Genomic DNA, 17,726 nt, shown 5'->3' with positions numbered 1-17,726 from the left:
TCCCCCCGGAACTGTCGTTCATGTCGATATTGCCGTGTGTAAAAGTAACGTTTAGGTGTGGTTCATGTCACAAACCGGTCTCGCTGTTTTAGTTCTACAGCACAGTCACCGTTTCCGCCACACACACGAAACGGACACCTGCGATCAGACGCCCGTGTACACGGTCTTTCCCCACGTGTAGAAGTCCACGGCGCTGCGGCCCTGCTCCCGGAACGTGTTCGTGGACGAGTCCTTCACCCCGCCGAACGGCACGTTCAGATCCAGCCCGGCCGTCGGGCGGTTGATCTTGACGACGCCGGCCTGGGCCCGGGCGGCGAAGTCCGTCGAGCGCGCCAGGCTGTCGGTGCATATGCCCGCGGTGAGTCCGTAGCGGGAGTCGTTGACGGCGGCGAGCCCGGCCTCGTAGTCGGCGACCTCCAGCACGGCGACGACCGGCCCGAAGATCTCGTCCGTGACCGCCGGATCGTCGAGCGGCAGATCCGTGAGCACGGTGGCCGGGAAGAAGAACCCGGCGGACGGGTCGCCGGCGTAGTCGCCGTGCCGCAGGGTCGCGCCGCGTTCGACCGCGGAGCGCACCGCCGCCCGGTTCTGCTCGAACTGCGCGCGGCTCACCACCGCGCCCATGCGGGTCGAGTCGACCGAGCCGTCACCCGGAACGTACCGCGCGGCCTCCTCGACCAGCGCGTCGACGAACGCATCGCGGATCCCGGGGGTCACGTACACGCGGGACGTCGCCGTGCAGGCCTGCCCGGTGAGCCCGAACGCGCCCGCGGCCACTACCTGTGCGGCGTTCCGGGCGTCGTCGAGCACCAGCACCGCGTTCTTGCCGCCCATCTCCAGCTGGACCCGGGCCCGGCGCGAGTTCAGGATGTCCTGCAGCCCCAACCCGACGGTGGTGGAGCCGGTGAACGACAGCCCGGCGACGCGGGGGTCGCGGGCCAGCGCGTCGCCGACCACCCGTCCCTTGCCGTGGACCACGTTGAAGACCCCGGCGGGGAGCCCGGCGTCGTGGAGGGCGCGGGCGAGGTGGGTGGCCGACAGGGGCGTGAGTTCGGCCGGCTTGAGCACCACGGTGTTGCCCGAGATCAGCGCGGGTGCCGTCTTCCACGCCGGGATGGCGATGGGAAAGTTCCACGGCGTGATGAGCCCGAACACGCCGAGAGGCTCGCGGCGGGTGGTGACGCTGGTTCCGGGCAGCCCGCTGGGAAGCACCTCGCCGGTGGCCGCCCATCCGAGGGACCCGAAGAACCGCAGCACGTCCACGGCGCGCGTGACTTCGCCGCGGGCCTCGGCGAGTGTCTTGCCTTCTTCCCGGACGAGGTCCGCGGCGACGGCGGAGCCCCGTTCCTGCAACAGGTTTGCCGCCGCGATGAGGATGGCGCCTCGGGCCGGTGCGGGGAGCGCGGCCCAGGCCGGCTGGGCAGCGTCCGCGGCGGTGACGGCGGCGTCCACCTCGGCGGTACCGCCACTCGGCGAGTAGGCGGCGAGCTCGTGAGGGCGGGCCGGATTCCAGCGCGCGGTGTCGGCGCCGCCCAGCCATGCGCCGTTCACGAGGTGCTGTGCGGTCGGGACGTCGCTGCGGAAGTGTGAGCCGAAAGGCTCGGTGACGGTCGTGGTCATGGTGTCTCCTCGAATAGTGGAGGTCTGGTGTCTAGAGGCTGCGGATCAGGCCGCCGTCGCAGCGGAGTGCGACGCCGGTGATGTACGACGCCGGGGCGCTGCACAGGAACGCCGCAGCGGCGCCGAATTCGTCGGGGTCGCCGTAGCGGCGGGCCGGGATCGTCTTGCGCGATTCGATTTCGATGTCGGTGACGGTGACACCCCGGCGCTTGGCGGCGGCCGCGTCCAGTTCGGCCACCCGGTCGGTGGCGATCCGACCCGGCAGCAGCAGGTTGACGGTGACGCAGTCGAGGGCGACCTCGGCGGCGAGCGTCTTGAGGTACCCCGCCAGGGCCGCGCGACCGGTGTTGGACATCGCCAGATTGGGCAGGGGCGCAGCAACTCCGGACGAGCCGATGGCCAGAATCCGGCCCCAGCGACGCTCCCGCATGCCGGGGAGGACGGTCGAGACGAGTGCGTGGTGCGGGCGGAGCAGGATGTCGAACGCCGCCGCGAGATCGTCCGCGCCCAGAGTCGCCGCCGCGCCCGGTCTGGGCCCGGGTCCGTTGAGCACCACGATGTCGACCGGCCCCAGCTCCGCCTCGGTGCGTTCGACGGCTGTTGCCGTGCCGTCCGGGGTGCTCAGGTCGGCCTCGATCGCGATGGCACCGCCCATCGACGACGCGATCTCCTCAGCCCGCTCGCGCCGCCGTCCGGTGATCGCCACACGTGCGCCCTCGGCCGCGAGGGCCCGGGCGACGGCGAGGCCGAGGCCGCCGGTGGACGCGGCGACGAGTGCGGTCTTGCCGCGGATTCCGAGATCCATCAGATCCTCCCGGCGGTGAGTGCGTCGAGGGCCTGCGCGGCCTCGGCGAGATGCGTTGTCAGACTGCCGCGGAGCACCTCCGGGAACGGTGCGGCCGGGGCGCGCACCGCGGAGTCCCGGATCAGTCCGCGCTGCAGCAACAACTCCTTGCGGACGGCGAGCGCGATCTTCGCCTGCTGCTCGAAGTTGACGAGGGGCAGGAACGGTTGCAGGACTTCGCGTGCGGCCTCGTATCCGCCCGTCTGCCAGGCCCGGACACAGGCCACCAGCGCTTCGGGATAGGAGAATCCGGTCATGGCGCCTGCGGCGCCAGAGTTCAGTTCGTCCAGCAGGCCCTGCCCGCCAAGTCCGCCGAAGACCGAGACATCCACGGCGGCGGTGAGTTCGGCGACGGCCACGGACGTCGGCGGTGACTCCGCCTTGACGGCCGAGACGAACTCGCAACGCCGTACGACTGTGGCCAGCGCGGCGGTGCCGATGGCTACGCCGCTGGTCGCGGGATAGTCCTGCAGCACAATCGCGGCGCCGGTCACCCGGTGCACGGCTTGCAGATGGTCGGTGACGACGTCGGCGACGGCCGAGTTGGCCTGCACCATGAACGCCCGGATCCGCTCGCCCGCCGCGGCCCGGGCGACACGGATCTCGTCGACGACCGGTCGCGTGGTGAGGGCGGTGACACCCACCACCAGAGGGAGATCGGAAGCCTCGGTGACGGTTTCGAGGACGAGGGCTCGTTCGTCCGTGGACAGTGCCGCGGCTTCACCGAACACCCCGAGCACCGTCAATCCGACGGCGCCGATCCTCTCGTAGTGCTCCACCAGATTCGCGAGGCTGTCGGTGTCGACATCCTGGGTGCTGCCGATGAACGGTGTGGCGACCACGCCCCACACCCCGTGTTCCAATGATTCGCGCATGGTTCTTCCTTTCCGTTCGAGCTACGCGCCGGACCACACGGGCGCGCGCTTTTCCTGGAACGCCAGCACGCCCTCGGCGGAGTCCTTGCTGTCCAAGGCGTCCATGAGTGCCGGAAGTCGCAGTCCCCGAGCCTCGGCGGAGGTGAGATGGGCGGTGCGCGTGACCATCTGCTTGACGGCCCGCAGTGAGGTGGGCGCACACGCCCGGATCTGGTCGAGCCAGCGATCCACGGCGGCGTCCAGCTCCTCGGCCGGGACCACCTCGTTGACGAGACCCATCGCCTGCATCTCGGCGGCGTCGGCCTTGCGTCCGGTCAGCAGCATGCCCATGGCCTGGGTGTAGGGAACCCGGCGCACCAACTGATGGATGCCGCCGTCGAGCGCCAGACGCCCGACCCGCGGCTCCGTCAGACCGAACCGAGCGGTGTCGGCGGCCACGACGATGTCCGCGCCCAGAACGATTTCCATGCCACCGCCCAGTGCGTAGCCGTTCACCTTCGCGATCACCGGAACATCGAGGGTGGTGCGCAGACTCAGTCCGCCGAAGCCGTTGGCGTCCAGCTCGGCCCAGTACTCCAGTCCGGTCTTGTCCACCGCGGCGGCCGTCATGTCCGCCCCGGTGCAGAAGGCCTTCGGGCCCGCGCCGGTGACGACGACCGCGCGAATGCGGTTGTCCCGCTCCAGCTGTTCCCAGATGCCGTTCAGGCGTGCCGTGGTGGGGCCGTCGACGGCATTCAGCACGTGCGGACGATTGATCGTCACGGTGGCCACACCGTCGTCGACGGTGAGGATGACGTCGTCGGTGTGCCCGGTCACGCGAGGACCCCCAGCGCCACGAGACGCGCGATCACGTCGTCGTCGAATCCGTGTTCCCGCAACACCTCGGCGTTGTGTTCGCCGAGGCGGGGGGCGCTGTGCCGGATGGACGGTGGGGTCGCCGAGAGCCGGATGGGGGCGTTCAGCATCTTCACCGTGCCGACGGTGGGATGTTCGGCTTCCACGATCATGCCATTGACGCGGGTCTGCTCGTCGGCCAGCGTCTGCTCGAGCGTGTTCACCGGGGCGTTCAGCAGACCCTCCTCTTCGAGTCTCGCCGTCCAGTACTCCGTGGTGTTTTTTGCGAAGTGTTCCCGGAAGATCGCCTGCAATGCCGGTTTGTTGTCGAATTGGAGTTCCTTCGTGGAGAACTCCGGTCGGAGCGTGAGGTCCTCGTCCAGGCCGAGCGCGCGGGAAATGTGCAGGAGCGGGTCGGCCGTGAATCCGCCGACCATGCAGACGGCGCCGTCCATGGTGGGGAAGACGCCGGTGAAGGGCATTGCGCCCCAATTGACCTCGTAGCCGCGGTTGAGCTGCATGCACGCCTCCTGCATCTGCATGTGCAGCATGGAGTCGTACATGGTCACTTCCACCTTCTGCCCGGTGCCGTACTGCTCGCGGGCGCGGAGCGCCAGCAGGATCCCCTGCATCAGGTGCATGCCGGTGGTGTAGTCGCACAGGGTGGTCGGGTAGACGACGGGCGGCGCGTCGTCCGACTCACGCCGCCACATTACACCGGAGTAGGCCTGCGCGATCGCGTCCTGGCCGCCCTTGTGGGAGTACGGACCTTCGGTGCCGAAACCGGTGCCGGACGCCCAGATGATCCCGGGGTTGTCCTTCTTCAGCTCGTCGTATCCGAAGCCCATGCGTTCCATGACGCCGGCCCGGAAGTTGCTGACCACCACGTCCGCATCGCTCATGACCTTGCGCAGCACGGCCCGGCCGTCCTCGGTGCGCGTGTCCACGCTGATGCTGCGCTTGTTGCGGTTGATGGCCAGGAAGATCGGGTTGTCCTGCCCGTCCGGGTCCGGGAACGAGTTGCGGGCGATGTCGCCGGCACCGGGGCGTTCGACCTTGATGATGTCGGCGCCGTAGTCGCCCAGCATCTGCGTCGCGCTCGGGCCCATGTAGACCTGGGTGAAGTCGACGATCTTGACGCCGGTCAGCGGAAGCTTCGGAGCCGGGTCCTCGGCGTATGCCGTCCGCGTCGGACGATGTGCGGTGGTGATGTTCAGTTCTTCGGTGGTGGTGCTCATGCCGGGACCGTCGCTTCCTGGTCGAGAGTGGCGTTGGCGGAGGGGATATCGCCGGGGTCTGCGCCGTGGCTGCGCATACCTGCCTGGATGTCGAGGGCGGACACGTCGCGGACCCTCACGCCGTCGCGGACTGCGAGGGCGGACGCGACGCCCACCGCCTGACCCATGGCCATGCAGGGCGGGATCTCGCGGGACATCTTCTGGGCATCCGGTGTTGCCGAGTAGTGGCGACCGGCCACGAGGAGCTGATCGACTTCCTTGGGTAGCAGTGAGCGGTACGGGTAGTAGTAGTCGCGTCCGCGGGCGACGGAGTCGGCGAAGTGCCGCCGCGTGGTCACGTCCTCCTTGGTCATGACGTACTCGCCTTCGAGGAGGCGGGTCTGCCGGACCCCGAGCTGGGATGCGACGTCCACGATGTAGCTATTGCCGAATCCGGGGAGGTGCTCCTTGACGTACTCGACCGCCTCGGTGATGCGGTCGCGGGCGGCGAACTCGGCGGCCGTGAGGTCGCCCGGGTCGGTGCCGTCGAATCCGCTCATGTGCGGGGCGTTGCACCAGACGACGCCGTCGAGCGGTGTCTTGAGCCACCACAGCTCCCAGGCGCCGCCGAGCAGGCGCTTGATCTTGCGGTTGACGGCCCGCGCTTCCTTGGGGTTCTCCTGTTCGAAGCGCTCGGCCGCTGCCGTGTCGACGCCGCCGAGGCGGAAGACGAGGGTGGTGATGTAGCTGTCCTTGACATGGGCGGCGCCGGCACGGGATGCGACGTCGATGTCTCCGGTCGTGTCGATGACCACGTCGGCCAGGAATGCCTGGGGACCGGACTTGGTCTCGCACACCACACCTTTGACGACGCCGTCGTCGACGATGGGACGGGAGAACCAGGTGTGCAGCCGCAGGGTGACGCCGGCTTCGCGGACGAGGTCGTTGGAGACGCGCTTCCAGCCGTCGGGGTCGAATGCGGCGGCGTAGCAGATGGGTTTGGGGTTGGTGTGGGAGTGGAAGTCGAAGGTGCCGTAGCGGCCCCATTTGTTCCACAGTTCCGTGGACGCCGTCCGGTCTTCCCGGGGCGGGACGACGGCGAGGCCTAGTGCCTGGAGCCGCTCCACGTATTCGGAGACGATTCCGGTGACGGTGATGTCCTGGCCGTTGATCATGTCGTCGAGGACCAGCACCATGCCACCGGACGCCAGGCCTCCGAGCGACGAGTAGCGTTCAAGCAGAGTGACATCGGCCCCGGAGCGTGCCGCGGTGACCGCGGCGGCCACACCGGCGGGTCCACCGCCGACAACGAGTACCTGGGAGCGGTTGACGACGGGTGCTGCGAGGTCGTGGCTGGCGACGCGCAGATCGAGAGTGGTCATGGAAGTCCTTACTTTCCGACGAAGATGCCGTTGACACGGCGGGCAAGCAGGTAGAAGACGATGCTGAGGACGGAGAGAACGGCCACGTAGACCGGGAAGATCCAGTTGGCGTTCACGGATTGGAACCACACGAGCAGGTAGGAGGCGGTGCCGCCGAAGAGCGCCACGCCGACCCCGTACCCCAGTGACACTCCGGCGCCACGGCAGTTCTTGGGCATGAGCGACGTGCTGATCACGTTGTACAGGGTCATGTTCAGCACCAGGACCACCGAGCCGCCCAGCAGCACGACCGCAAAGCCGCCGATCCCGGGTTGCACGTACAGCAGCATCAGGAAGACCGCCGGGATGGCCAGGGCGCGGGTCCAGAGGAACCAGCGTGACATGGACTTGCCGTCCGTCAGCTTGCCGACCACCCAGCTTCCGATGACCAGGACGACGCCCAGCGCAGTCGTCAGGGCGAACACGGCGGTGGGATCTTCCTTGAAGTTGCTGCGCGCGGCGGCAGGCAGTCCGACGTTCCACGCGTAGTTGTAGGCCTGGGCGGCGCCGACTACGAAGATGATGGCGACGACGCTGAGCCAATGCTTGCGGACCCCGGTCCAGACTGCGCGGGTCGTGTTGTCCGACAGCTCTTCCGGACGCATGGTCTCGGGCAGAGCGCGGCGCAGGTACACGACCACGATGCCGAAGACGGCGCCGATGACGAAGGGGATCCGCCAGCCCCACTCACCCATGGCGGCCCCGCCGATCACCAGACTGCACAGGAAGCTGACGAGGGATGCCAGGAGCACACCGAGGTTGACGTAGAACGACATGACGCCGGCGACGAGGCCTTCTCGTCCGGCGGGGACGAGTTCCACGGCGTGGGCGGTGGAGAGCGGCGCCTCGATACCGGTGGAGACGCCCTGCACGATGCGGCAGGCGACGAGGATGGCCCCGGCCCACGCCCCGATGTGCGCGTAGCCGGGGGTGATCGCGATGATCAGGGTGGTGACGGCCATCGTGCTGATGGAGATCAACATGACCCGTCGGCGGCCGATCCGGTCCGCGAGGGTTCCGAGCATGACGCCGCCGAGCGGCCGGAAGGCGAAGCCGACAGCGAAGACGGCCAGCGTGTTCAGCGTCGCGCTGAGGGGGTCGGAGGAGGGGAAGAAGTTCGGTCCGATGAACGCCGACAGGAGGCCGAAGACCATCCAGTCGTACCATTCGAGGGCGTTGCCGAGGCCGAGGCCGAGAAGGCCTTTGCGGACCTCGGGGGTGAGTTTTTGCTGCCTGCTCGGTGCTGTCACAGTGGTGTCTAGCAATGGACTTGTCCTTACGCTGGCACCTCGAGGGTGCAAGAGGATATGACGCATCACGGCAACGCGACGCGTTGTGTCCGGCCGGGAGACGGCCTGACGGTAAGGAGGTTGGGCTGACGGCAGGCGGTGGACGCCGGGTTCACCACGGTGTGGTGTGTCAACCCAATTCGCTACGCATACCTCTTCGTAGCTGTTCTGGTACCGGTGCGGATGTGCGCCGCGGTCACCACGCGTGTGGTGCGTTGACCCAGATCGCTACGCATACCTCTTCGTAGCTGTTCTTGTACCAGTGCGGAATGTCCGAGGAGAAGGTGATCGAGTCACCCGCTTCCAGAGAATGGCATTCCCCGTCCAGATAGATGTCCTTGCGGCCGGCGAGGATGATGCCGAACTCTTCGCCGCTGTGCCGGAACGGGGTTGCGCTGGTGTCGTGCCCGGGCGGAGTTTCGATCCATTGCGCCTCCAGTGCGCCGCCGCCCAGTTCGGGAGTGAGCAGCTCGTAGACGGCTTCCCCCATCGACTTCTTGGTGACGCCGACGAGGTTGCGCCGCTCGTGTTTTCGCACGACGGGCGATGCGGTGTCCGGTTGGCCGATGAAGAATCTGCCGACCGGGATGTCCAGCCCGTGGGCCAGCTGGGCGAGGGTGGTGAAGGACGGATTGGCCAGACCACGCTCGATCTGGCTGACGATCGCCGGGCTGAGTCCGGTGATGTCCGAGAGCTGCGCAAGGGTCAGGCCCTTCTCCTTGCGCATGGTGCGAATCTTGTTGCCGACGGTCGTCAACAGGGCACTCGTCGCGGGGGGAGTGTGCGTTGTGCTCTCCGCCGTCATTGGCTTTTCCTCCCACCGGGTGACCTGACTCACAGAACTATAGTGAAGATCTTCAGCGAGTCAATGACTCTTCTTAAATATTTTGAAAAAATTCATTGGATCCGCGATTGTCCAGGTCGGCGGGGACCGCGGGCGGTCAGAGTTCGAGGTACAGGAAGTTGTCGGCCCAGTTCGTCTCGCCGGCGGTCGTGGCGAAGTAGAAGATGCGGTCGGAGAATCCGCAGTCGAAGTACTGGGCGATTTTCGATTCGCCGGGAGCGAGCGTGCCGAGGTTCGTGCTCTCGTACACGAGCGGGGTGTGGACCGTGACGCCGGTGGCGGTGCCGTCGCCCTCGTTGGTGACGCGCACGGCGCACGCGTTGACGCCGTCGGTATTCGCCTGGTTGATCGTGAGATCGGGGCCGTCGCCGAGGGAGCCGAACGGCGCGGCGGCCGCCGTTGCGGTTCCGACGGTCATCAGTCCCGCGATCATGGCCCCCGCCACTGCCGTACGTCGAAGGTTGCGCATGTTGTGCCCTTTCCTCGTCCGGTGCTCAATACACGTTGATCTGCGTGGTGCTGGGGATGTGCGGGCGGTCGGTGGTCAGCGTGACCTCGACGCGACCGGATCCCGTCTCGAGGTGGGCCCACGGTTCCGCCGGGAAGTCGAGCAGCCCGCCACTGACGTCGGCGGACCACGAACCTGCGGCGCCGGTTTCCAGGTTGCGCCAGTGCAGCGTCGCGAATACCGAGCACAGCACTCCCGGCGTCGACGACACACCGACGAACGTCCCGTTCAGCCGAACGTAGACCAGGCCGGGCAGTGCGTCGGTGGCAACGGTGACGCCTCCGATCCGGCCACCACAGGCAAGTCCGTGAGCGACCGTCGCGGTGGCCGGAATGTTCACCCACCGGTCCTGGGTCTGATCCGCTGCGGCCGGGGCGGCGGCACCGAACAGTCCGGCCAGCGCCAGTCCGGTGATCGCGATCGACTTGCCGAGCGTGGGAAGAGACATGGTGCTCCAGATCGCCGTCGGTCAATGGTCTTGACGGTACCTCGGAAACACGCCACGAGTGATGCCTCGTGGTTTGATCGAGTCATGACCGAGGAGAACGGGATTCCCACCGTCGTCACCGCGAGCCGTGTTATCGCGGCCCCGGCGCGGGTGATCTTCGAACTGATCGCCGACCCGGCGCAACAGCCGCGCTGGGACGGCAACGACAACCTGGCCGAGGCCGCGCCCGGCCAGCGGGTGCGCGCCGTCGGTGACGTATTCACCATGACGCTCACCAACGCAGGCATTCGCGATAATCACGTGGTGGAGTTCGAGGAGGGGCGTCTGATCGCCTGGACGCCGTCCGAGCACGGCCATCCACCGCCGGGGCATCTGTGGCGCTGGGAGCTCGAGCCGCTCGACGAGAACCGCGTTCGCGTCACGCATACCTATGACTGGTCGCGCCTGACCGACGACCCGAAACGCCAACAGCGTGCCCGCAACACCACGTCCGACTGGCTGCTGGCGTCCGCTGACCGGCTTGCCGAACTCGCCGAGGCGAACGACGGGCAACCTTCCGCCTGACAGTCGAGGACCGTCGGCGGCGTGGCACTTGTGCGCCACGCCGCCGACGGCTCCGGTTAACGCCCGGGTACCACGGAGATCGTTCCCTGGCAGACGGCGTTCTGAGAATTGACGAACCACCATCCCGCGCCGGTCTGGACGGTGACGGTGAACGACACCGTTCCGGTTCCCGTCCACGTCCGGTTGATCGGGATTCCCGGCTTCTGCTGCCACGCCGCCTCGTCGCTGACGCTGTGGCCGCTCGCGCCCGTCGTCGTGTTGTGCCAGTCGACCGACACCCGCGTGCCGTACCAGTTGATTCCGATGCTCGGGATCAGACCGCCGGGCGGCGTGGGCAGTTCATTCCCGCCGCTGAGCAGGATCGCCGGCTCCAGCGCCGACCCACCCGGTCGCAGCGACTCCCCGGACGAGGCGTTGACGGTCCACGTGAACGGCGGTGCCCAGACGAGCGGATTCGCGCTCGAGCACGTCATCGTCGTCGACGTCGGCGGTGCGGGCTGAGCATGTGCGACCGCACCCCCTCCTGCCACGACAGCGGTTCCCAACCCGACAGCAGTGAGTACCGCAGCGCATGCGCGGCGCCCCAACTGGTTGCTCATGAGCCCTCCCATTTCTTCATTCCCCGAGACTCGAGACGTACCTCGCCCCCTGGACTTTCGGCGGCGGACAAGAATTCGTTACAGCTCGCGCGGGTCGGACGTTTCTCACGCAGCTGTATTCGGGTCCCGGCGACCGGCTTTCATGCGGTCATCGTGGGCTTCCGGGTCTTTCAGTTGGATGCTGACGCAAGCTCGTTCGCTGTCAGCGCGAGGATGTCGTCGGCGTGGCTGACGGCGATGAAATGACCACCATCGCTGACCGGGTGCCAGACGGCGCCCGGGGTTCTGTCGGCCACAGTCTTGTTGATGATCTCGGGGACCAGGGTGTCTGCGCTGCCCTGCCAGAAGTGCACCGGGCGTGTCACTTTGGTCATGTCGAACGGCCAGGCCTCGTAGAGCATCGTGGCGTCGACGACGAGTCCGTCTGCGCCGTGGCGGAAACACTCCCGGCTCGCCTTCAAAAATGTTGTGAGGACGTCCTCGTCGGCCAGTACCTCCCGGTCTGCCGCGCACGCCGACTTCGTGATCGCCTGCCCGTAGCGATCCTCGAAATGTGTGGCACTCATGCCGAGCAGCTCGTACATGAGCGTGAAACCCGGGTGGAAGTGCAGCGCCAGGCGACCGCCCAGTGCGTCCACACTGCTCAGATACTTCGCGGCCCAGTTCGGTCCGAACGTTCCGTAGTTTCCGCCTGCGATGCACACGACGTTGGCGAGGCGCATCGGGTCCAGATACGCGGCCGCCGCCAGGGCCCACGGTCCGCCTTCGGACCACCCGGTCACCGCGAACCGGTCGGCGTCGAACGAGTCGGCCAGCAGCAGGAGGTCGTCGGTCCAGCTCTCGAAGGTGCGGCCCGGCTGGAGGTCGGACCCGCCGATGCCCGGCCGATCCGCGCACACGAATCGCAATCCGTTGGCCTTCGCGTACGGGTCGAACAGTTCGGCCTCCCATCGGCTGGACGGTCCGCCGTGGTTGTGCAGCACGAGCGGTCCGCGCGGATCACCGGCTTCGAGATATGTGATGGTCCGGCTGCCGACCCGGATGCTTCCCTCGCTCGTCACGTGGACTCCTCACAGCGTTGGCCGGACGCCGAAACTGGGTGGGCGGCGTCGAAACTGCAGGTACCTCCGAACTTCTCCATACTAGGCTCGACGGGTGGTTCGTCCCGAGCGGTGAGGGGTATCCGGCGTGGTGCAATCGACGGAGCGGCACGGAGTACGTAGGCGCGGCGGTCTCGCCTTCTTCTCGATCGTCCTGGCAGGAGTCCTGCTTGCGGCCGGGTGCGGGCAGCAGGACTCCGGGTCCGAAGGCGACTCGCAGCAGGACCAGGCGACGTCCGCGGCGAACCTCTTGCCCGAGGGCGTGGTCGTCGCGCTGGACGGAGTGCAGAACTACTTCCCGGAGATCGAGCGACAGACCGCGACGAGTGAGAACTCCACCGCGGCCGGTGCCCCCGATGCGACGAGAATGGTGATCTACGAAGGCGGAGACGGGCGAAGAGTCACCATCTCCGTGGACCAATACCCCAGCCCGGACGCGGCCTCCACCGCATTCGAGCAGGCGATCGGTAAGAGTGAAGTCGTCCCGGGATTCGTGGCGCTGCCCGCGCCGGCGGATGTGGGCGACAAGGCGTTCGCCGGTTCCGTCACGCAGGGTGAAGACACGCACATCGGGTACGGTGCGCTCGACGGCGCATATGTCGTCGGGGTGACGTCGGCCGGCTATCCGGCCACCCCCGAGAACGTCGACAAGCTGACCGGTCTCACTCGCGACGCCGTCGCGAAGGCCACCACGGCGTAGGCCCGCGCCAACACCGCGTCAGGATTGCGGTCGCCGGAGTCAGATCTGTGTCAAGACCGGCCGAAACCTCGCGCAACCGGGGTAGATCTGGAACTGAATCCCGAGTCGGCCCACCCACGGCCGTCGACGGATCGAGGAGGTTCCGATGACGCTTCATCTTCCCCACCTGTTCGCGCACGAGCAGTCGCGGCAGAACACGCTGCTCGACCTGTCGGCCCTCGGCACGGACGGCCCGGGCATCGAGGACGCGCTGCGTGCGGTCATGGAACAGCCACAACTCCGGCTCGTCGGTGTCCGATGCCCCGCCGGCTCGGGTTCGATCGACGACGCGATCGGGCTGATGGAACGGGTCCGCCGCGACTACGGGGTGATCCTGACGGAGCTGGTCCTGGCGGACGCGGATCGGGTCGATCTGCGCGAGGCCGTCGACGAATCACTGGACGAGGCCTGCGCTCGGAACCGGTTCCCCCGCCCGAGTGTCGTGTTCACCGGGCGCCGGGATGTTTCCGCCTTGACGAAATCTTGACGCCGTCACCCCTTGCGTCCGGTTGAACGCGCGTTTAGCGTATTAAACATGCGTTCAACCATTGCCGCTTCCGGGGTCCCGCAACCCGACATGACCACCCGCGCCCGAGTGCGCGACGCGGCCATCACGGTGTTCGGCAATCACGGTTTCGGCACCGGACTGCGGGCGATCGCCACCGCCGCCGGGGTGTCACCCGGCCTGGTCATCCACCATTTCGGTTCGAAGGACGGCCTGCGCGCCGAATGCGACGAGCACGTGCTGCGGATCATCCGGGAACAGAAGGCGGAGGCGATATCGACGCCCGGACCGGCGGGAGCCATGCAGGCCCTCGCCGACATCGAGCAGTACGCCCCGCTGGTCGCGTACATCGTGCGGAGTTTCCAGGCGGGCGGAGGTCTCGGCGAATCCCTCTTCGAGCACATGGTGGAAGACACCACCCAGTACCTCGAACTGGGAGTGGCGACCGGAAGTGTCCGGCCCAGCCGCAACCCGGCGGCGCGGGCCCGCTATCTGACCCTCTACAACGTCGGCGCGATGCTGCTCTACCTGCAGATGCGCGCCGACAAGGAAGTTCCGCTCGATTACGCCACCGCCATCCGCGACCTCGCCACCGACGTCACGCTGCCCGCCCTCGAGATGTACACGGAGGGTCTGCTGCCGGATTCGTCGATGCTCGAGGCGTATCTGGCCACCGAAGACGGCGCCGCGCAGGCGGGTGCGGCACCCCCAGAACATACCGACTCCCCGAACTAGGAGCAGCTATGAGCGCGATCATCGAAGTGCGCAACCTGGTGAAGACGTTCGGACGAACCCGGGCGCTGGACGGACTCGACGTCGAAGTCGGCGAAGGGGAAGTGCACGGATTCCTCGGGCCGAACGGGGCAGGCAAGTCCACCACCATCCGCGTCCTCCTCGGCAGCCTGCACCCTGACAGCGGTGAGGCCACCGTGTTCGGCCGCGATCCGTGGCGCGACGCCGTCGCACTGCACCTCGACATGGCGTACGTCCCCGGCGACGTGACACTGTGGCCGTCGTTATCCGGCGGCGAGACCATCGACCTCCTAGCGCGGATGCGCGGCGGACTGGACGAGACCCGCAAGCGGGATCTGATCGAGCGTTTCGACCTCGACCCGCGGAAGAAGGGGCGAGCGTATTCGAAGGGCAATCGGCAGAAGGTGGCCCTGGTGTCGGCGTTCTCGTCCGACGCCCGCCTGCTGCTGCTCGACGAGCCGACGTCGGGCCTGGATCCGTTGATGGAACAGGTGTTCCGCGAGTGCGTCGCCGAGGCCCGGGACCGCGGGGTGACGGTGCTGCTGTCCAGTCACATCCTGTCCGAGGTGGAGGCGCTGTGCGAGCGGGTCACCATCATCAGGTCGGGGCGGACGGTCGAATCCGGGACACTGGCGTCGATGCGGCATCTCAGCCGCACGTCGATCACGGCCGAACTTCTCGGTGATCCCGGCGATCTGAGTCGCATCGACGGCGTGGCGGACATCCAGTTCGACGGGTCGACGCTGCACTGCCAGGTCGACAGCGAACATCTCGGCGAACTCATCCGGGTGCTCGGCGACACGGGGGTGCGGAGCCTCGTCAGCAAGCCCCCGACCCTGGAAGAACTCTTCCTGCGGCACTACGAGATCGACGACGGCCCGACGGCGTCGTCCGACACGGTGGAGAAGGTGCGGGCATGACTACCGCGACGGTGTCCCGGTTCCGGCCCGTGGAACCGGCGCCGGTATCTTCCTCGGATTTCAAAGGGACGCTGCACTTTCTGCGGTTGTTCCTGCGCCGGGACCGGATCGCGCTGCCCCTGTGGGTGCTGATCTTCGCGTTCGCGCCCGCCTTGTACGTCGCGAGCATCGCCGACATCTACACCTCCCCGGCCGACCTGGCGGAGTTCGCGGCCACCACGGCGGCCAGCCCCGCGCAGATCGCCATGTACGGGCCGATCTTCAACTCCAGCCTTGGTTCGGTGGGGGTCTGGAAGGCCGGCATCTACTACACGCTGATCGGGCTGGTGGTGATCCTGACGGTCATCCGGCACACCCGCGCCGAGGAAGAGACCGGCCGGGCCGAGCTTCTCGACTCCACCGCCGTCGGACGGTATTCAGGTCTGACCGCGGCGCTGATCCTCGCCGGTGGTGCCTCCGTCGTCACCGGGATTCTCTGTTCGGCAGCGTTACTCGCCCGCGACCTCCCGGTGGGCGGCTCGGTGGCCTTCGGGACGTCGCTGGCCTGCTCCGGTCTGGTGTTCACGGCGGTGGCGGCCGTTGCGGCCCAGGTGAGCACCGGCGCCCGCGTCGCGCGCGGCATCGCGTTGACGGTGCTGGGCGTCGCGTTCGCGTTGCGCGCAGTCGGTGACGCCGGCAGCGGCACCCTGTCGTGGTTCTCGCCGCTCGGCTGGGCCTTGCAGATCCGTCCGTATGCCGACGAACGCTGGTGGGTCGTCATCCCCAGCCTCGTCACGGCGGCCGTACTCACCTGTGCTGCGTACGCTCTCCTGCGCCGCCGCGATGTCGGAGCCGGCCTGATCGCCGAACGGCCCGGTCCCACCGACGCATCGCCCGCGCTCGCCGGAACCCTCGGACTGGCGTGGCGGATGCACCGCGGCACGCTCGCGGCCTGGACCGCCGGGCTCGGACTGTACGGACTGCTGATCGGCAGCGCCGCGAACGGCGTCGGCGGCCAGGTCGGCAACAGTCAGACGATCCGGGACATCATCCTGCGGATGGGTGGGTCGCAGTCGCTGGAGGAATCGTTCATCGGCTACGCGTTCACCATGCTCGCCATCGCGGCCGCGGCCTACGCGATCTCCGCGTCGCTGCGGTTGTACTCGGAGGAGAACGCTCAGCGTCTCGAACCCGTGACCGCCGGTTGCGTCGGCCGGGTCCGGTGGGCGTCGAGCCACATCCTGTTCGCGTTGCTGGGTCCGGCGGTCGCGATGATCGTGGCCGGGGTGGCCGCCGGACTCACGTACGGGGCATCCATCGACGACGTGGGAGGAGCCCTGCCCGACGTGATCGGGGCGGCGCTCGTGCAGCTTCCCGCGATCTGGATGCTCGCCGGAGTGACGGTCCTGCTGTTCGGTGTCGTTCCACGGTTCACGTCGGTGGCGTGGGGAGTGCTCGTCGCGTTCCTGCTGATCTTCATGGTGGGGTCGATCGCGCAGTTCCCGCAGGCGGTACTGAATCTCGAGCCGTTCAGCCACGCTCCGAAGCTGCCGGGCGGCCAGTTCGAATGGGCGCCGATCGGGTGGCTGCTGCTGATCACGGCCGCGCTGATCGTGGTGGGTGTGGCGGCGTTCCGGCGGCGCGATCTGCGCTGAGCCCCGGCCGGTGTGCACACTGAAGGCATGGCACGTGTGCACACCGGCGAGTCCGTCCTGGCCCGGACGGTGCGGATCGTCGAATCGTTCCGTTCCGACGATTCGCTGCTCACGGTGTCCGAGATCGCCCGGCGGTCCGGTCTCCACATCTCCACGACGTCGCGGCTGATCGACGAACTGGTGGGATGCGGCTGGCTCGAGCGTGAGGACCGGAAGGTGCGGATCGGCGTGCGCCTGTGGGAGGTCGCGTCGCGGGCATCCCCGACCCTCGGGCTCAGGGAAGCGGCGATGCCGTTCATGGAGGACCTGCACGCCGTCGTCGGGCAGCACACGCAACTCGGTGTCCTCGAAGGCGACGAGGTGTTGTTCATCGAGCGACTCACGGCGCCGGGAGCCGTCGTCAACTACACGCGCATCGCCGGCCGGATGCCGCTGCACGTCTCTTCGTCCGGGCTGATCCTGCTCGCGCACGGACCGTCGGAGCTCCAGGAACGGATCCTCGGAGAGCCGTTGAAGGTGTTCACCGACAAGACGATTCGTACCCCACGACAGTTGCGGGGTGTGCTGGCGGACGTGCGCCGGCACGGCTACATCCTCTGTGCCGGTCACCTGTACCCGGACACGACGGGTGTCGCCGTTCCGGTGCGGGACGGCACCGGCAAGGTGGTGGCCGCGCTGTCGGTCGTCGTGCCGAACGACGAGAGGGCGTACGCGCAGATCCCCGCGCTGCAGGCGGCCGCGAAGGGCATCACCCGGGTGATGGCGACCGCGTCGAAGTAGGCCCTCTGCGGTGGACTATCCGACCCGCCCGTGCCACGGTGGAATCGGAACCACTTCTCCCGGAAAGCGCAGCGCCATGGAAAGCACCGCACAACCCAGCCCCCTGGAATGCCCGGACTGCCACGCCCTCACCGCGGATCTCGAGGCACACAAACACTGGCATTCCCGGCTCGTGCACGACATCGCCACCGCGGTCGACAAGGACATCAGCCGACGGGCACACACCTCCTGA

The 17,726-nt window shown here is 67.7% G+C and carries 20 protein-coding genes; 8 read left to right on the top strand and 12 right to left on the bottom strand.

Annotated elements, in window-relative coordinates; translation table 11 throughout:
• Positions 1–144: 144 nt before the first annotated feature.
• The 10 genes from I1A62_RS23225 to I1A62_RS23180 form a co-directional block, all read right to left on the bottom strand.
• Positions 145–1,620 (bottom strand): aldehyde dehydrogenase family protein, encoded by a 1,476-nt coding sequence (locus I1A62_RS23225; RefSeq protein WP_219460066.1) that lies wholly within the window; start codon positions 1,618–1,620, stop codon positions 145–147.
• 31 nt (positions 1,621–1,651) lie between these two features.
• On the bottom strand, positions 1,652–2,425 hold the full coding sequence (locus I1A62_RS23220; RefSeq protein ID WP_219460064.1) for an SDR family oxidoreductase: 774 nt from the start codon (positions 2,423–2,425) through the stop codon (positions 1,652–1,654).
• The gene (locus tag I1A62_RS23215; protein WP_219460061.1) at positions 2,425–3,339 is read right to left on the bottom strand and encodes a dihydrodipicolinate synthase family protein; all 915 of its coding nucleotides are present in this window, start codon (positions 3,337–3,339) and stop codon (positions 2,425–2,427) included. The genes I1A62_RS23220 and I1A62_RS23215 overlap by 1 nt, the downstream gene beginning before the upstream one ends.
• 21 nt (positions 3,340–3,360) lie before the next feature.
• The gene (locus I1A62_RS23210) at positions 3,361–4,155 is read right to left on the bottom strand and encodes an enoyl-CoA hydratase-related protein (RefSeq protein ID WP_124396205.1); all 795 of its coding nucleotides are present in this window, start codon (positions 4,153–4,155) and stop codon (positions 3,361–3,363) included.
• Entirely contained in the window at positions 4,152–5,411 is a 1,260-nt protein-coding gene (locus I1A62_RS23205; protein WP_219460060.1) for a CaiB/BaiF CoA-transferase family protein, read from the bottom strand. The genes I1A62_RS23210 and I1A62_RS23205 overlap by 4 nt, the downstream gene beginning before the upstream one ends.
• On the bottom strand, positions 5,408–6,772 hold the full coding sequence (locus I1A62_RS23200; RefSeq protein ID WP_219460057.1) for an FAD-dependent oxidoreductase: 1,365 nt from the start codon (positions 6,770–6,772) through the stop codon (positions 5,408–5,410). Before I1A62_RS23200 ends, I1A62_RS23205 begins: the two co-directional genes overlap by 4 nt.
• An 8-nt stretch (positions 6,773–6,780) precedes the next feature.
• Complete coding sequence (locus I1A62_RS23195) at positions 6,781–8,076, bottom strand: MFS transporter (protein WP_219460056.1); 1,296 nt, start codon at positions 8,074–8,076, stop codon at positions 6,781–6,783.
• A gap of 220 nt (positions 8,077–8,296) precedes the next feature.
• Positions 8,297–8,905, bottom strand: coding sequence for a helix-turn-helix domain-containing protein (locus I1A62_RS23190; protein ID WP_124396213.1), 609 nt, complete (start codon positions 8,903–8,905; stop codon positions 8,297–8,299).
• A gap of 136 nt (positions 8,906–9,041) precedes the next feature.
• Entirely contained in the window at positions 9,042–9,413 is a 372-nt protein-coding gene (locus I1A62_RS23185; protein WP_219460054.1) for a hypothetical protein, read from the bottom strand.
• Between the two features lie 25 nt (positions 9,414–9,438).
• Positions 9,439–9,900: a hypothetical protein gene (locus tag I1A62_RS23180; protein WP_219460052.1), complete on the bottom strand. Its 462-nt coding sequence runs from the start codon at positions 9,898–9,900 to the stop codon at positions 9,439–9,441.
• A gap of 84 nt (positions 9,901–9,984) precedes the next feature.
• On the opposite strand from I1A62_RS23180, the gene I1A62_RS23175 reads away from it, so the two are divergent.
• Positions 9,985–10,464, top strand: coding sequence for an SRPBCC family protein (locus tag I1A62_RS23175; RefSeq protein ID WP_219460050.1), 480 nt, complete (start codon positions 9,985–9,987; stop codon positions 10,462–10,464).
• A 56-nt stretch (positions 10,465–10,520) separates the two neighbouring features.
• Here the strand turns inward: I1A62_RS23175 and I1A62_RS23170 are convergent, their stop codons facing one another.
• Positions 10,521–11,063 (bottom strand): hypothetical protein, encoded by a 543-nt coding sequence (locus I1A62_RS23170; RefSeq protein ID WP_124396198.1) that lies wholly within the window; start codon positions 11,061–11,063, stop codon positions 10,521–10,523.
• A 170-nt stretch (positions 11,064–11,233) separates the two neighbouring features.
• Positions 11,234–12,124 carry an alpha/beta fold hydrolase gene (locus tag I1A62_RS23165; RefSeq protein WP_219460049.1) on the bottom strand — a complete coding sequence of 297 codons (891 nt, stop codon included), beginning with the start codon at positions 12,122–12,124 and terminating at the stop codon, positions 11,234–11,236.
• Between the two features lie 127 nt (positions 12,125–12,251).
• Here I1A62_RS23165 and I1A62_RS23160 point away from each other — a divergent pair, with 127 nt between their 5' ends.
• The 7 genes from I1A62_RS23160 (at position 12,252) to I1A62_RS23130 (ending at position 17,726) form a co-directional block, all read left to right on the top strand.
• Entirely contained in the window at positions 12,252–12,863 is a 612-nt protein-coding gene (locus I1A62_RS23160) for a hypothetical protein (RefSeq protein ID WP_219460047.1), read from the top strand.
• A 145-nt stretch (positions 12,864–13,008) separates the two neighbouring features.
• The gene (locus I1A62_RS23155) at positions 13,009–13,389 is read left to right on the top strand and encodes a decarboxylase (RefSeq protein ID WP_124396195.1); all 381 of its coding nucleotides are present in this window, start codon (positions 13,009–13,011) and stop codon (positions 13,387–13,389) included.
• A gap of 48 nt (positions 13,390–13,437) precedes the next feature.
• Complete coding sequence (locus tag I1A62_RS23150) at positions 13,438–14,142, top strand: TetR/AcrR family transcriptional regulator (RefSeq protein WP_219460046.1); 705 nt, start codon at positions 13,438–13,440, stop codon at positions 14,140–14,142.
• 8 nt (positions 14,143–14,150) lie between these two features.
• On the top strand, positions 14,151–15,080 hold the full coding sequence (locus I1A62_RS23145; RefSeq protein WP_124396193.1) for an ABC transporter ATP-binding protein: 930 nt from the start codon (positions 14,151–14,153) through the stop codon (positions 15,078–15,080).
• Positions 15,077–16,714 carry an ABC transporter permease gene (locus I1A62_RS23140; RefSeq protein ID WP_219460044.1) on the top strand — a complete coding sequence of 546 codons (1,638 nt, stop codon included), beginning with the start codon at positions 15,077–15,079 and terminating at the stop codon, positions 16,712–16,714. The genes I1A62_RS23145 and I1A62_RS23140 overlap by 4 nt, the downstream gene beginning before the upstream one ends.
• 27 nt (positions 16,715–16,741) lie before the next feature.
• The gene (locus I1A62_RS23135; RefSeq protein WP_124396191.1) at positions 16,742–17,494 is read left to right on the top strand and encodes an IclR family transcriptional regulator; all 753 of its coding nucleotides are present in this window, start codon (positions 16,742–16,744) and stop codon (positions 17,492–17,494) included.
• A gap of 76 nt (positions 17,495–17,570) precedes the next feature.
• A complete protein-coding gene (locus I1A62_RS23130) occupies positions 17,571–17,726 on the top strand; it encodes a hypothetical protein (RefSeq protein WP_192582155.1) in 156 nt (51 codons plus the stop codon).

The organism is Rhodococcus sp. USK10 (genome assembly GCF_019378875.1).
GTDB lineage: Bacteria > Actinomycetota > Actinomycetes > Mycobacteriales > Mycobacteriaceae > Rhodococcus_F > Rhodococcus_F pseudokoreensis.
Note: the sequence above shows the minus strand (reverse complement) of the source record. Positions and strands in the feature narration are given on the sequence as shown.

Bases quoted from the DNA above. Each gene is read 5' to 3' on its own strand.
- I1A62_RS23225 (WP_219460066.1), bottom strand. From the start codon at position 1,620: ATGACCACGACCGTCACCGAGCCTTTCGGCTCACACTTCCGCAGCGAC.
- I1A62_RS23220 (WP_219460064.1), bottom strand. From the start codon at position 2,425: ATGGATCTCGGAATCCGCGGCAAGACCGCACTCGTCGCCGCGTCCACC.
- I1A62_RS23215 (WP_219460061.1), bottom strand. From the start codon at position 3,339: ATGCGCGAATCATTGGAACACGGGGTGTGGGGCGTGGTCGCCACACCG.
- I1A62_RS23205 (WP_219460060.1), bottom strand. From the start codon at position 5,411: ATGAGCACCACCACCGAAGAACTGAACATCACCACCGCACATCGTCCG.
- I1A62_RS23200 (WP_219460057.1), bottom strand. From the start codon at position 6,772: ATGACCACTCTCGATCTGCGCGTCGCCAGCCACGACCTCGCAGCACCC.
- I1A62_RS23190 (WP_124396213.1), bottom strand. From the start codon at position 8,905: ATGACGGCGGAGAGCACAACGCACACTCCCCCCGCGACGAGTGCCCTG.
- I1A62_RS23185 (WP_219460054.1), bottom strand. From the start codon at position 9,413: ATGCGCAACCTTCGACGTACGGCAGTGGCGGGGGCCATGATCGCGGGA.
- I1A62_RS23180 (WP_219460052.1), bottom strand. From the start codon at position 9,900: ATGTCTCTTCCCACGCTCGGCAAGTCGATCGCGATCACCGGACTGGCG.
- I1A62_RS23175 (WP_219460050.1), top strand. From the start codon at position 9,985: ATGACCGAGGAGAACGGGATTCCCACCGTCGTCACCGCGAGCCGTGTT.
- I1A62_RS23170 (WP_124396198.1), bottom strand. From the start codon at position 11,063: ATGAGCAACCAGTTGGGGCGCCGCGCATGCGCTGCGGTACTCACTGCT.
- I1A62_RS23155 (WP_124396195.1), top strand. From the start codon at position 13,009: ATGACGCTTCATCTTCCCCACCTGTTCGCGCACGAGCAGTCGCGGCAG.
- I1A62_RS23150 (WP_219460046.1), top strand. From the start codon at position 13,438: ATGCGTTCAACCATTGCCGCTTCCGGGGTCCCGCAACCCGACATGACC.
- I1A62_RS23145 (WP_124396193.1), top strand. From the start codon at position 14,151: ATGAGCGCGATCATCGAAGTGCGCAACCTGGTGAAGACGTTCGGACGA.
- I1A62_RS23140 (WP_219460044.1), top strand. From the start codon at position 15,077: ATGACTACCGCGACGGTGTCCCGGTTCCGGCCCGTGGAACCGGCGCCG.
- I1A62_RS23135 (WP_124396191.1), top strand. From the start codon at position 16,742: ATGGCACGTGTGCACACCGGCGAGTCCGTCCTGGCCCGGACGGTGCGG.
- I1A62_RS23130 (WP_192582155.1), top strand. From the start codon at position 17,571: ATGGAAAGCACCGCACAACCCAGCCCCCTGGAATGCCCGGACTGCCAC.